At 46.1% G+C, this 13,227-nt stretch carries 11 protein-coding genes; 7 read left to right on the top strand and 4 right to left on the bottom strand.

Features of this window, described 5'->3' with window-relative positions; all coding sequences use genetic code 11:
• Positions 1–687 carry a tRNA (guanosine(18)-2'-O)-methyltransferase TrmH gene (trmH, locus tag OCU35_RS00670; RefSeq protein WP_017027277.1) on the top strand — a complete coding sequence of 229 codons (687 nt, stop codon included), beginning with the start codon at positions 1–3 and terminating at the stop codon, positions 685–687.
• Positions 688–706: 19 nt separating this feature from the next.
• Here trmH and radC read toward each other — a convergent pair whose 3' ends face one another.
• Positions 707–1,381: a RadC family protein gene (radC, locus tag OCU35_RS00665; RefSeq protein ID WP_017027276.1), complete on the bottom strand. Its 675-nt coding sequence runs from the start codon at positions 1,379–1,381 to the stop codon at positions 707–709.
• 177 nt (positions 1,382–1,558) lie between these two features.
• Here radC and coaBC point away from each other — a divergent pair, with 177 nt between their 5' ends.
• The 5 genes from coaBC to lpxL (OCU35_RS00640) all read left to right on the top strand — a co-directional run bounded on the left by coaBC (position 1,559) and on the right by lpxL (OCU35_RS00640) (position 5,982).
• Positions 1,559–2,761, top strand: coding sequence for a bifunctional phosphopantothenoylcysteine decarboxylase/phosphopantothenate--cysteine ligase CoaBC (gene coaBC / locus OCU35_RS00660; RefSeq protein ID WP_017027275.1), 1,203 nt, complete (start codon positions 1,559–1,561; stop codon positions 2,759–2,761).
• A gap of 10 nt (positions 2,762–2,771) precedes the next feature.
• Positions 2,772–3,227 carry a dUTP diphosphatase gene (gene dut / locus OCU35_RS00655; RefSeq protein ID WP_017027274.1) on the top strand — a complete coding sequence of 152 codons (456 nt, stop codon included), beginning with the start codon at positions 2,772–2,774 and terminating at the stop codon, positions 3,225–3,227.
• Between the two features lie 53 nt (positions 3,228–3,280).
• Positions 3,281–3,871 carry a nucleoid occlusion factor SlmA gene (gene slmA, locus OCU35_RS00650; RefSeq protein ID WP_017027273.1) on the top strand — a complete coding sequence of 197 codons (591 nt, stop codon included), beginning with the start codon at positions 3,281–3,283 and terminating at the stop codon, positions 3,869–3,871.
• Between the two features lie 17 nt (positions 3,872–3,888).
• On the top strand, positions 3,889–4,836 hold the full coding sequence (gene lpxL / locus OCU35_RS00645; RefSeq protein ID WP_102380652.1) for an LpxL/LpxP family Kdo(2)-lipid IV(A) lauroyl/palmitoleoyl acyltransferase: 948 nt from the start codon (positions 3,889–3,891) through the stop codon (positions 4,834–4,836).
• Between the two features lie 198 nt (positions 4,837–5,034).
• Entirely contained in the window at positions 5,035–5,982 is a 948-nt protein-coding gene (gene lpxL / locus OCU35_RS00640) for an LpxL/LpxP family Kdo(2)-lipid IV(A) lauroyl/palmitoleoyl acyltransferase (protein ID WP_065210302.1), read from the top strand.
• A gap of 54 nt (positions 5,983–6,036) precedes the next feature.
• Here the strand turns inward: lpxL (OCU35_RS00640) and hemE are convergent, their stop codons facing one another.
• On the bottom strand, positions 6,037–7,101 hold the full coding sequence (hemE, locus tag OCU35_RS00635) for a uroporphyrinogen decarboxylase (RefSeq protein ID WP_017026993.1): 1,065 nt from the start codon (positions 7,099–7,101) through the stop codon (positions 6,037–6,039).
• Between the two features lie 243 nt (positions 7,102–7,344).
• On the bottom strand, positions 7,345–8,136 hold the full coding sequence (gene nudC, locus OCU35_RS00630; RefSeq protein ID WP_261825494.1) for an NAD(+) diphosphatase: 792 nt from the start codon (positions 8,134–8,136) through the stop codon (positions 7,345–7,347).
• Positions 8,137–8,308: 172 nt separating this feature from the next.
• Here nudC and OCU35_RS00625 point away from each other — a divergent pair, with 172 nt between their 5' ends.
• On the top strand, positions 8,309–8,803 hold the full coding sequence (locus OCU35_RS00625) for an Rsd/AlgQ family anti-sigma factor (protein ID WP_065210304.1): 495 nt from the start codon (positions 8,309–8,311) through the stop codon (positions 8,801–8,803).
• A gap of 161 nt (positions 8,804–8,964) precedes the next feature.
• Here the strand turns inward: OCU35_RS00625 and rpoC are convergent, their stop codons facing one another.
• Complete coding sequence (gene rpoC, locus OCU35_RS00620; protein WP_065210305.1) at positions 8,965–13,173, bottom strand: DNA-directed RNA polymerase subunit beta'; 4,209 nt, start codon at positions 13,171–13,173, stop codon at positions 8,965–8,967.
• Positions 13,174–13,227: the final 54 nt, after the last annotated feature.

Genomic DNA, 13,227 nt, shown 5'->3' with positions numbered 1-13,227 from the left:
ATGAGTCCAGAACGTTATCAAAAAATTGTTTCCGTTCTTAAGGCTCGCCAGCCGGATTTAACCCTCTGCTTAGAGGAAGTGCACAAACCCAATAACGTGTCTGCAGTGATAAGATCTGCAGATGCGGTTGGGTTGCACAAGATACATGCTGTTTGGCCCAACAAAAAAATGCGTACCTTGAGCCACACTTCCGCAGGCGCACGCAATTGGGTTGAAGTAGAGACTCACGACACCACCCAGCAAGCTTACCAAGCACTAAAAGCTCAAGGTATGCAAATTCTAGTGACTAACCTATCCGACACCGCTGTTGATTTTCGTGAAGTGGATTACACCAAACCCACCGCTATCGTCCTCGGTGGTGAAAAAGACGGAACCAGCAGAATGGCTGTAGAGATGGCCGACCAAGATATTATTGTGCCTATGGTAGGTATGGTGCAGTCCTTGAATGTATCAGTGGCAAGCGCCTTGATCTTATTCGAGGCACAACGTCAGCGCCAAAATAAAGACATGTACAATAATCCCCCCCAGCCACTCTCCGATAGTATTATTCAGAAGACACTGTTTGAACGCGGTCACCCCGTATTGGCCAAGGTCGCTATAAGGAAAGGTCTGCCTTATCCTGAGCTTGATGATGCAGGGCAAATTGTCGCTGATTCAAATTGGTGGGCAGAGATGCAGCGTCGGTAACAACAGCTAATCTGCATTGCTACATCCAGCCTCTCTCCGCAAATGACACTACCTCACCATCCCCCACAACAAAATGATCCAGTATTCGAATGTCCACCAGCGCAAGTGCGTCGATTAGACGACGTGTGATGCGCTTGTCTGCCTGACTGGGCTCAGCAACACCCGATGGGTGATTGTGTGCGAGGATCAAGGCGCAGGCATTGTGTTGCAGTGAACGCTTAACCACCTCTCTAGGGTAAACGTTCGCCGCATCTATGGTGCCTTCAAATAGGCTTTCATGATTGATGACTCGATGCTGATTATCGAGGAATAATACATAGAAGACCTCGCGCTGTTTATCCCGCAGTAAACTCAGCAAAAACAGCTTGGTCTGTTGTGGACTCGTCAGTGCATCCCCTTTTTCTAGTGTTTCCGCAAGATAGCGCTGTGTCATTTCGATAAAGGCCTGCAGTTGCACATATTTGGCCTGCCCTAGCCCTTTATGCTGACAAAACTTCTCTTGCGGAGCGGTTAATATGTGCCGTAATGAGCCGAAGGTCTTCAACAGATGATCAGCAAGCTCTAAGACATTCATCCCCGGACATCCTGTGCGTAAGAAAATAGCGAGCAATTCAGCATCCGTTAACGAGCTTGGACCATGATTGATTAACTTTTCTCGAGGGAGAGACTCTTTAGGCAGTGCTTTTAATGTCATATCTTATCCCCTTGCAGATCTGGTTAGCTTTGTAGTATTGATGCAAAATCGCCATTCAGAAGATGAGTTAAGGAAAAACTTGCACCCAAATCGCAAGCAATCAGTCCACTTGTCAAACTCTAACTCCAGCCCAATATATGGTATGGTTACCTTATTAATTTAATTGAGAAAATGAGCATGCAACCTCTTGAAGGGAAAAAAATAGTTCTCGGTATCAGTGGTGGTATCGCAGCCTACAAATGTGCTGAATTAACTCGACGCTTGTCTGAACGAGGCGCTCAGGTCAAAGTTGTCATGACCAAAGCAGCCAAAGAATTTATCACGCCATTGACCATGCAAGCCGTCTCGGGACAGCCCGTATCTGAAAGCTTATTAGACCCAGCGGCAGAAGCGTCTATGGGGCATATTGAAATTGCAAAATGGGCCGATCTAGTCCTGCTTGCCCCTGCAACTGCAGACCTTATCGCACGTATGGCTGCAGGTATGGGCAATGACCTACTGACCACTGTGGTGCTAGCCACCGATGCACCGGTTGCTGTTGCTCCGGCAATGAATCAGCAAATGTACAGAAACGTGGCAACCCAAGAGAATATTGCCACGCTACAGCGTCGTGGAATGACTATCTGGGGTCCAGCGTCTGGCGAACAAGCTTGTGGCGATATCGGTGCAGGTCGAATGTTAGAGCCAATGCAGTTAGTTGAGCGATGCATTGCTCAATTTCAGCCTAAACTATTGCAAGGTAAGAAGATTGTAATTACCGCAGGCCCGACTCAAGAAGCTATAGACCCTGTGCGATTTATCTCTAACCACAGCTCAGGAAAGATGGGTTACGCTCTAGCAGAGCAAGCCGCTAGACTCGGTGCGGAGGTTACGCTAATCAGCGGCCCGGTAAACCTAGCAACACCCGCTAATGTCACGCGCATTAATGTATTGAGTGCTGAACAAATGCATCAAGCAGCGATGGAACACGCGCCTCTTAGCGATGTGTTTATCGGTTGTGCTGCGGTCGCGGATTATCGTCCGGCTGAAATCGCAGAGCAGAAGATGAAAAAAGTCGACGGCAGCGATGAGCTTGTTGTTCGTATGGTGAAGAACCCCGATATTATTGCGGGCGTTGCGAGTCTTACGCAAAACAGACCCTTTACCGTTGGCTTTGCCGCTGAAACTCAAGACGTTGAGAAATATGCTATGGATAAACTGTCGAGAAAGAAACTCGACCTCATCTGTGCCAATGATGTTTCTCAAGCGGGTATCGGCTTTAACTCAAATGACAATGCGTTGAATTTATACTGGCCAAATGGCCACAAGAATTTCCCTCTAGCAAGCAAACAAGCATTAGCGCAAAGCATACTAGAGCAGATTAACGAACTTACTCAATAAGCATCAAGCAATGAAAAAAATCGACTTAAAGATCCTAGACTCTCGTATTGGCAAGCAATTCCCATTACCTCAATACGCTACTGAGGGCTCAGCCGGGCTAGACCTTCGCGCCTGCCTAGACGAAGCCTTAATTGTCACCCCAGGAAAAACGCATCTTGTGCCTACTGGTCTCGCCATTCACATCGGCGACCCTAGCTTGGCTGCGACTATTCTGCCTCGTTCAGGCCTTGGCCATAAGCACGGTATTGTATTGGGCAATCTAGTTGGCTTGATTGATTCTGACTATCAGGGCCAGTTAATGGTTTCTGTGTGGAACCGAGGACAAGATACCTTCACCATAGAGCCTGGTGATCGCATCGCTCAGCTGGTTTTTGTTCCTGTGGTGCAAGCCGAGTTTAACTTGGTTGAAGACTTCGACGCCTCTCATCGAGGTGAAGGTGGCTTTGGTCATTCTGGTAAAAACTAACGCTCTAACGTAATTACTACAGTCAAAGAATAAACAGAAAAAGGACGTGATTAATGACAGGCAAACGTAGTTCAAATCGTCGCGACGAGATTTTGCAAGCACTTGCTTTGATGTTGGAATCCAGCGATGGTACTTCCAGAATTACTACTGCTAAATTAGCGCAACAGGTGGGCGTATCGGAAGCAGCGCTTTATCGACACTTCCCAAGTAAAGCTCGCATGTTTGAGGGGTTAATCGAGTTTATCGAACAATCGGTTTTAGCTCGTATCAACCAGATCATGGATCAAGAAAAAGACACCATGAATCGATTGCATGAAGTGCTGCGATTCGTTCTCCTTTTTGCGGAGCATAACAAAGGTCTCTCTCGCATCCTTTCCGGTCATGCGCTAATGTTTGAAAATGAAAGACTTAGAGAACGCATTAATCAGCTTTTTGGTAAAATAGAAAGCCAACTTAAGCAAATTCTAAGAGAAAGAATGCTACGCGAGGGCAAGGGCTTTGCTGTGGATGAGAAAGTTCTGGCTGCTATCGTGCTGAGTTATGTTGAGGGTCGCTTAAATCGCTTTGTGCGTAGTGACTTTGAAATTAAACCATCCGCTGATTTTGACGAGTATTGGACACTGTTAAGCCAGCAACTAGCTTAAAATCCTGGAAGGGGATCATGAATAAATACGCTCCGCCTCAGTTTTCATTCAAATTGCTCCACCCTAAATACTGGAGTGTTTGGATTAGTTTTGGTGTTCTTGCACTGCTTGTGAATCTGCTGCCCTATGCCGTTCTTTATAAATTAGGGCGTGGGTTTGGTAAATACTCAAGTAGGTTGGCGAAAAGCCGAGTTAAGGTAATAAGGCGCAACATTGAACTCGCCTTCCCTGACAAAACGGCTGAAGACGCTGAGCGTATTGTAGAAGAGAATATTAAGAATACAGGGCTTGCCTTTGTTGAGATGGGCATAACTTGGTTCTGGCCCACTTGGCGACTAAAGCGTCGCATACGCACGGTTAACCTGCAGCAAGCGATTGATTTTGAAAACGAAGGGCGTGGTGTATTGCTGTGTCACCCGCACACGTTAAACCTAGAAATCAGTGCTCGCGCCTTCGCAGTATTGGGCTATCCCGGTAGTGGCGTATATCGCCCAAATAACAACCCTGCCTACGACTTCATTCAGTATTGGGGCAGAACCCACAACGGTAACAAGTTGGTGGATCGCAAAAACGTCAAAGAGATGATTCGTATTCTGAAACGTGGCGAACGCCTATTTTATTTAGGCGATCATGACTATGGTCGAAATAAGTCTGTATTCGTCCCATTCTTTGCTGTAAAAGAGGCCTGCACAACGACTGGGGCCAATATGCTATTCAGTCTAACCAATTGCGCTATGATCCCTGTAACGGGCTTTAGAGACGACAGGGGACAGTATGAATTGAACCTTGCTGATTCCATTCATGAAGAGTTTCCAAAGAAAGATCTTGAAGCAGGCGCTACCTTGATGAACCAAGCTTACGAGCAAGTCATCTTACGTCAGGTTGACCAATGGATGTGGGTACACAAGCGTTACAAGACAATGAAAGATGAAAGCCTGCCTAAAGGCTATCGATACAAGCAATAACACAAGCTAAATTTAATAATCGTGTTCAAGAATACGTAACTTGATCTGCACAATCACTGATAGTGAGAGCATTAAGCGTCATTAAAAAACTTCACTATTAGTGATGATTCACACTACTCCATTTTGAATTTATACATAATTCCGTGGCTTATTGGATCGTATATCTAGTGACTAACTAATCCGCTTTGAAAGGAATTTATGAGTAAATACGACGGTCCCACCTTTAGCACTGCGCTTCTGCACCCTAAATACTGGGGAGTTTGGTTTGGCTTTGGGCTTCTAGCTCTGCTAGTTAATGTTCTTCCTTTTCGTGCCCAATTACTATTAGGCCGAGGCTTGGGAAGAATGGCGATGCCATTCGCAAAGAAACGAGTAAAGGTAGCCCATAGGAACCTTGAGCTTGCTTTCCCTACTATGCCTCAGGACGAGATCCAGCGTACTGTCATTGAGAATTTCAAGAACACTGGCTTCGCACTGTTTGAAACGGGCATCACTTGGTTTTGGCCAACGTGGAGGCTAAAGCGTCACCTTAAGGTGCACAATGCAGAGCCAATCAAAGGGTTTGCGGCACAGAAAAGAGGGGTACTGGTTTGCCATCCTCACGCCCTTAACCTTGAAGTAAGCGCACGTGCCTTTGCCGTATTAGGATACCCAGGTCACGGCGTATACCGCCCTCACTCGAACCCAGCATACGATTTTATTCAGTATTGGGGCCGTACGCACAACGGCAATAAAGTTATCGACCGTAAAAACCTCAAGGAGATGATTCGCACCCTGAAAAGTGGCGAGCGTCTATTCTATTTGGGAGACCACGATTATGGCCCGAATAAATCCGTATTTGTGCCCTTCTTCGCCATCCAAGATGCCTGCACAGTCACTGGAGCCAATATTCTAGTGAAGATGACCGACTGTGCGATTATTCCTATGACAGGCTTTCGTGACACTGATGGGAAGTGGGAATTGTACTTCGATGACCCTATTCACGAAAACTTTCCTAAAGACGATCTCGAAGCAGGTGCAACCTACATGAATAAAGCTCTAGAGGTTGCCATTCTCAGAAAGCTTGACCAGTGGATGTGGCTGCATAAGCGCTATAAAACCATGAAAGATAAAAGCTTGGCTAAAGGCTGTCGTTATCAAAACTAAATAAACGCCACCAGCGCTAGATGCAAAAAGCCCCTCACTTGAGGGGCTTTTTCGTTATTTGTGGTATGGCTTGGATAGCTCATGGACCGCTTCAACAAACACACCTGCGTTTTCAGGTGGTACGTCTAGGTGGATACCATGACCCAAGTTAAACACATGACCGGTGCCCTCACCAAAGCCTTCAAGAATTGTCCCAACTTCTTGACGAATACGCTCAGGTTGCGCATAAAGCATTGAAGGATCCATGTTACCTTGCAGGGCAACCTTATCACCAATACGTTTCTTTGCATCCGCGATATTGATAGTCCAATCAAGGCCTACTGCATCACAGCCCGTTGCTGCGATAGATTCTAGCCACATGCCACCATTCTTGGTGAACAAGGTGACAGGTACACGGCGGCCTTCATTTTCACGAATCAGCCCATCCACAATTTTGTGCATGTAACGCAGTGAGAACTCGTTGTAGTCGCGAGGGGTCAATACACCACCCCAAGTATCAAAGACCATCACAGACTGCGCTCCAGCCTTGATTTGAGCGTTCAAATACTCAATCACGCTGTCAGCTAACTTATCCAGTAGTAGATGCAATGTCGCAGGCTCTGCGTACATCATCTTCTTGATCTTGGTGAATGCTTTAGAGCTTCCACCTTCGACCATGTAAGTAGCGAGTGTCCAAGGGCTTCCAGAGAAACCAATTAGCGGCACTTCGCCTTGTAGATCTTTACGAATCTGACGAACTGCATTCATGACGTATTGCAGTTCACCTTCAGGATCAGGCAGACCAATCTTCTCTACATCCGCTTTGCAGGTAATCGGACGCTCAAACTTAGGTCCCTCGCCTGTCTCAAAGTACAGACCCAATCCCATCGCATCAGGGATGGTCAGGATGTCAGAGAATAGAATTGCCGCATCCAAAGGAAAACGACGCAACGGTTGTAAAGTCACTTCAGAAGCGAGTTCGGCATTTTTGCACAGGGACATGAAGTCGCCGGCAACAGACCTTGTTGCACGATATTCTGGCAGGTAGCGACCTGCTTGACGCATCATCCATACAGGCGTGTAATCAACGGGTTGCTTCAATAAAGCACGCAGGTAACGATCATTTTTTAATTCAGTCATTTTCTAGGTCTTAGTCCCTTACTACGAAAGCGCTATCTTAACACTTTTTACTTATTGGCAATATTTGAGGATTGAGCGGTTGATCATGTTATGCACACTTAGACAAAGGAAATCCTTTGCTCAGTTTACAACCACATGTTAATAATTTGTTCTCTAGCGAAAAATACAACAATCTAGAATAAGAGCAACGCTTGCTCATAACAGTTTACCGTTGCCCTCCACTTGTGGAGGGTATTTTTTTGCCTATTGCTGTGAGGCGATAGAATCAACGGTAGATTGAATCAAGGCCCTGGCGATGGTTCCTTCTGGAGCCACCTCAGGCAATGCATCGATGTTAAACCATTTTGCATCACTTAACTCGGTGTAATCTGGCTTAATATCGCCATCTTTATAATCGGCTAAAAAACCCATCATCATACTGCTTGGAAATGCCCAAGGCTGACTTCCAAAGTAGCGAATGTTTTGTACATCGATACCCGTTTCTTCTTTTACTTCTCGCGCGACACACTGCTCTAACGTTTCGCCAACTTCAAGGAATCCAGCAATAACGGTGTACATGTTCCCTTTGTGTCTAGGGTGCTGTGCGAGAAGTATTTGTGACTCTTTGCGTACCGCGACAATAATGCACGGGAAAATACGAGGGTAATGCAACGTTCGGCATTGCTGACACTGCATTGCCAGTTGATTGTGATTAAGGCTGTTTCTGCCACCACACTGGCCGCAGAAGCGCATGGTTTGCGTCATATGGCCATATTGCACCGCTTTACTTACCAGTAAGAATAAATCGTCTTCTAGGTGTAACAATTCACGCAAAGAGACCATAGGCAGCGAGGCTTCAACATCGGCATCATTCAGCCAATACACTGGATGCTCTTCATAGTGAGCAATTTCAATTGCACTCTCAGTTGGCAATGAAAATCCTTGGCCTACATCATTAGCACTGCCAAAAGGCAGTTGGTCATCTTTCAACCATACATCGCTACCATTGACCACTAACCAATAGCCAATCGCTTGATGTTTACTTTTTTTTAACATCCCGTTATCTCTTTGCTTGCAGTTCTACCATTTTACTGGCAATCTAAATCTATACCAGTCGTATAGAAGAATTGATTCAAAGCTATTGGTATAACACACAATTTTGCTATTAATATGGAACCCTCTCGGTGTGTTCGAGAGCTTTACCTGACCGGTAAAGGATCATGAGGACATGGTCATGCTAAAGAAATTCAAACAAGTACAACAAGAATGGGGTGGCTCTAGTGAAGTCATTGACCATTGGCTAGAGACGCGCCAAGCATTGCTTGTCGAGTATATAAAGCTAGCGGCTTTGCAGCCTTCTTCATCTCCATCCAACGTCATCACGCTACCCACTAAAGATGAGCTTCAAAATTTCTCTCAGCATCTTGTAGATTATATTTCTGAAGGTCACTTTAAGATCTATGACATGGTAATGGATAAGTGGAACTCCACGGGTTTTCAAACCACAGAAGAGATTAGCCAAACTTACGCGAAGATTGTGCTCACCACTGAACCGCTCCTTAGCTTTACAGATAAATATGCAGAAATCGGCGAAGATGAGGAGCTCGAATCATTTGAAAGCGACATGTCTAAAGTCGGAGAAGTTCTAGAGCTTCGCTTTGAGGTAGAAGATAAACTTATTCAATTGATCGCCGATAGCCTAGCAATGCCTCCTGGCGCTTAGCTAACTGCGCTCTACATATTACCTAGGGAGCCTCGACAGCTTTCTAGGTTTTTTCGATTAAAATATTCTCACTAGCATTAAACGCTCTAAAAATTTCGTAATCAGCAGACATTAAAAAAGGCACCCTAGGGTGCCTTTTTGCTATCAGCTAAACAGCTCGATTACTCGTCAGAGAAACCTGCGTTTAGAAGTGCAGCCAAGTTATCCGTTGCTTGTTCAGCAGATGGACCTGGTTGCTCTTCACGGCTAGCTTGACGGTTCTGGTGGTAAGCGAAACCTGTACCCGCTGGGATCAGACGACCCACGATTACGTTTTCTTTCAGACCACGAAGCTCATCACGCTTACCAGAAACAGCAGCTTCTGTTAGTACGCGAGTTGTCTCCTGGAACGATGCCGCAGAGATGAACGACTCAGTTGCTAGAGATGCTTTAGTGATACCTAGTAGCTCACGCTCAAAGCCTGCTGGCTCTTTACCTTCTGCTTCTAGTGCACGGTTAGCAATCTTAACTTGTGAGTATTCCACTTGCTCGCCAGGTAGGAACTCAGAGTCACCAGCGTGTGTAATAGTACACTTACGTAGCATTTGACGAACGATAGTCTCAATGTGCTTATCGTTAATCTTAACGCCCTGTAGTCGGTAAACTTCTTGTACTTCGTTAGCGATGTACTGAGTCATAGCATGGATACCACGTAGACGTAGGATATCATGCGGAGTCTCAGGACCGTCGGCGATTACATCACCGCGCTCAACCTTCTCACCTTCGAACACGTTCAGCTGGCGATGCTTAGGAATCATCTCTTCGTAAGCGTCTCCGCCTTCACGAGTGATTACTAGACGACGCTTACCTTTCGTTTCTTTACCAAACGACACAGTACCTGTGTGCTCAGCAAGAATCGCAGGCTCTTTAGGCTTACGAGCTTCAAACAAGTCAGCAACGCGTGGTAGACCACCGGTGATATCTTTGTTTCCGCCAGATTTCTGAGGGATACGTGCAAGAGTGTCACCAACGCCTACTTCAGCGCCATCTTCGATGTTTACAATCGCTTTACCAGGTAGGAAGTACTGAGCTGGCATATCAGTGCCAGGAATCATTACATCGTTACCTTTCGCATCAACAAGTTTGATAGCTGGACGCATGTCTTTACCAGCAGCAGGACGTGCTGCAGGGTCAGTTACTTCGCTTGAAGATAGACCTGTAAGGTCATCTGTTTGACGAGAAACTGTTACGCCATCAATCATGTCAACGTACTGGATGCTACCTGCCACTTCAGTGATGATTGGCAGTGTGTGAGCTTCCCAGTTTGCGATTACATAACCAGAATCTAGCTTCGCTGATTCAAGATCGCTTTCTTTAATGTTAAGAATCGTACCGTATGGAAGTTTGTGCTTCTCTTTCGTACGACCTAACTCATCAACGATGGTTAGTTCAGACGCACGAGAAGTAATCACTAGCTTACCTTCTTTGTTCACAACGTACTTAGCGTTGTGAAGGAAAGGTGTACCGTCATTCTTAGTCTGGATGCTGTTTTCAGCAGCCGCTGTCGATGCCGCACCACCGATGTGGAACGTACGCATGGTAAGCTGTGTACCTGGTTCACCGATAGACTGAGCAGCAATAACACCTACTGCTTCACCTTGGTTCACTAGGTGGCCACGTGCTAGGTCACGACCGTAACACAGTGCACAACAACCGAAGTCTGCATCACAGGTAACTACTGAGCGCACTTTCATGCTGTCTACAGAGTTTTCTTCCATGATCTGACACCACTTCTCATCAATTAGAGTATTACGTGGGATCAGTACTTCTTCAGTACCAGGCTTAATAACATCTTCAGCTACAACACGACCTAGAGCTAGCTCAGAAAGTGCAACTTTAACGTCACCACCTTCGATATGAGGCATCATTTCAACGCCTTCATGAGTGCCACAGTCATGCTCGTGAACTACAACGTCCTGTGCAACGTCTACTAGACGACGCGTTAGGTAACCGGAGTTCGCTGTTTTCAGTGCTGTATCCGCAAGACCCTTACGAGCACCGTGCGTTGAGATAAAGTACTGAAGTACGTTTAGACCTTCTTTAAAGTTTGCTGTGATTGGCGTCTCGATGATTGAACCATCTGGACGAGCCATCAGACCACGCATACCAGCAAGCTGACGAATCTGCGCAGCAGAACCACGAGCACCGGAGTCGGCCATCATGTAGATGCTGTTGAACGACTCTTGTTGTTCTTCTTCACCGTCACGGTTGATCACAGTTTCAGAAGATAGGTTATCCATCATCGCTTTCGCAACGCGGTCGTTCGTAGACGCCCAAATATCGATAACTTTGTTGTAACGCTCACCCGCAGTTACCAGACCTGATTGGTACTGGTCTTGGATTTCACGTACTTCTTCTTCAGCTGATTCAATCTCATCGTACTTAGCTTGAGGAACAACCATATCGTCGATACCAACAGATACACCAGATAGTGCCGCGTAAGCAAAACCTGTGTACATGATTTGGTCAGCGAAGATAACAGTGTCTTTAAGACCAAGCTTACGGTAAGCCTCATCTAGAAGCTTAGAAATCTGCTTCTTGCCTAGCTTTTGGTTTACTAGATCAAACGGTAGACCCGTTGGAACGATCTGCCAAAGCATTGCACGACCGACAGTAGTATCTACCATCTTAGTTTCTGTCGTGCTATTACCGTCTTCATCTTTGATGGTTTCAGTAATACGAACTTTTACACGTGCGTGAAGTTCAGCGCTCTTAGTGCGGTATGCCTTCTCAGCCTCTTCTGGGCCAGCAAGGTACATGCCTTCACCTTTCACGTTGATCTTGTCACGAGTCATGTAGTAAAGACCCAATACAACGTCCTGAGAAGGTACGATGATAGGATCACCTGACGCTGGCGACAGAATGTTGTTTGTCGACATCATCAGTGTACGTGCTTCAAGCTGAGCTTCCAGAGTTAGAGGTACGTGTACCGCCATCTGGTCACCATCGAAGTCGGCGTTGTACGCAGCACACACAAGTGGGTGTAGCTGGATCGCTTTACCTTCGATTAGTACTGGTTCGAACGCCTGGATACCTAGACGGTGAAGTGTAGGTGCACGGTTCAATAGTACTGGGTGTTCGCGAATAACTTCGTCTAGGATATCCCAAACGACTGCTTCTTCACGCTCTACCATCTTCTTAGCTGCTTTGATCGTTGTCGCTAGACCACGAAGCTCAAGCTTGCTGTAAATGAATGGCTTAAATAGCTCAAGTGCCATCTTCTTAGGAAGACCACACTGGTGCAGACGAAGGTATGGACCTACTGTGATTACAGAACGGCCAGAGTAGTCTACACGCTTACCAAGAAGGTTCTGACGGAAACGACCTTGTTTACCCTTGATCATATCAGCAAGAGATTTCAGAGGACGCTTGTTAGAACCTGTGATAGCACGACCGCGACGACCGTTATCTAGAAGCGCATCAACAGACTCTTGCAGCATACGTTTTTCGTTACGTACGATGATGTCCGGAGCAGATAGCTCTAGTAGACGCTTCAAACGGTTGTTACGGTTGATAACACGACGGTATAGGTCGTTCAGATCTGAAGTCGCAAAGCGACCGCCATCTAGTGGTACTAGAGGACGTAGATCTGGCGGAAGTACTGGAAGTACAGTCAGAATCATCCACTCAGGGTTGTTACCTGATGCTACGAATGCTTCAACCAACTTCAAGCGCTTAGTAACTTTCTTACGCTTAGTTTCAGAGTTAGTCGTTTCTAACTCTTCGCGCATTAGTTCAGCTTCTTGCACAAGATCCATGGTAGAAAGCAGATCTTTGATCGCTTCTGCACCCATCTTCGCAGTGAACTCGTCACCCCACTCTTCTAGTTTGTCCAGATACTCTTCTTCAGTAAGCATCTGACCTTTTTCTAGATCAGTCATACCCGCTTCTGTTACTACGTACATTTCGAAGTAAAGAACGCGTTCGATATCACGCAGTGGGATATCCATTAGTAGACCGATACGAGACGGTAGTGATTTTAGGAACCAAATGTGCGCTACAGGCGACGCTAGCTCGATGTGGCCCATGCGGTCACGACGAACTTTAGTTTGTGTAACTTCTACGCCACACTTCTCACAGATAACTCCGCGGTGCTTCAGACGCTTGTATTTGCCACATAGACATTCGTAATCTTTAACTGGGCCAAAGATACGTGCACAGAACAGACCATCGCGCTCAGGTTTGAACGTACGATAGTTGATTGTCTCAGGCTTTTTAACTTCACCAAAAGACCATGAACGAATCATGTCTGGTGAAGATAGACCGATTTTGATTGCATCAAATTCTTCAGTCTTATGCTGTGCTTTTAGAAAGTTTAATAAGTCTTTCACGATCAGCTCCTGTAAGGAGTTAAAAGGGGCTCACCTACCGGTGAGCACCTTCTT

Origin of the sequence: Vibrio breoganii (assembly GCF_024346795.1) — a bacterium.
GTDB lineage: Bacteria > Pseudomonadota > Gammaproteobacteria > Enterobacterales > Vibrionaceae > Vibrio > Vibrio breoganii.
The sequence above is the reverse complement of the archived record's forward strand: the minus strand, read 5'-3'. Positions and strand labels throughout refer to the sequence as shown.

Coding starts and splice junctions, on each gene's coding strand:
- trmH (WP_017027277.1), top strand. CDS start 1: ATGAGTCCAGAACGTTATCAAAAAATTGTTTCCGTTCTTAAGGCTCGC.
- radC (WP_017027276.1), bottom strand. CDS start 1,381: ATGACATTAAAAGCACTGCCTAAAGAGTCTCTCCCTCGAGAAAAGTTA.
- coaBC (WP_017027275.1), top strand. CDS start 1,559: ATGCAACCTCTTGAAGGGAAAAAAATAGTTCTCGGTATCAGTGGTGGT.
- dut (WP_017027274.1), top strand. CDS start 2,772: ATGAAAAAAATCGACTTAAAGATCCTAGACTCTCGTATTGGCAAGCAA.
- slmA (WP_017027273.1), top strand. CDS start 3,281: ATGACAGGCAAACGTAGTTCAAATCGTCGCGACGAGATTTTGCAAGCA.
- lpxL (WP_102380652.1), top strand. CDS start 3,889: ATGAATAAATACGCTCCGCCTCAGTTTTCATTCAAATTGCTCCACCCT.
- lpxL (WP_065210302.1), top strand. CDS start 5,035: ATGAGTAAATACGACGGTCCCACCTTTAGCACTGCGCTTCTGCACCCT.
- hemE (WP_017026993.1), bottom strand. CDS start 7,101: ATGACTGAATTAAAAAATGATCGTTACCTGCGTGCTTTATTGAAGCAA.
- nudC (WP_261825494.1), bottom strand. CDS start 8,136: ATGTTAAAAAAAAGTAAACATCAAGCGATTGGCTATTGGTTAGTGGTC.
- OCU35_RS00625 (WP_065210304.1), top strand. CDS start 8,309: ATGGTCATGCTAAAGAAATTCAAACAAGTACAACAAGAATGGGGTGGC.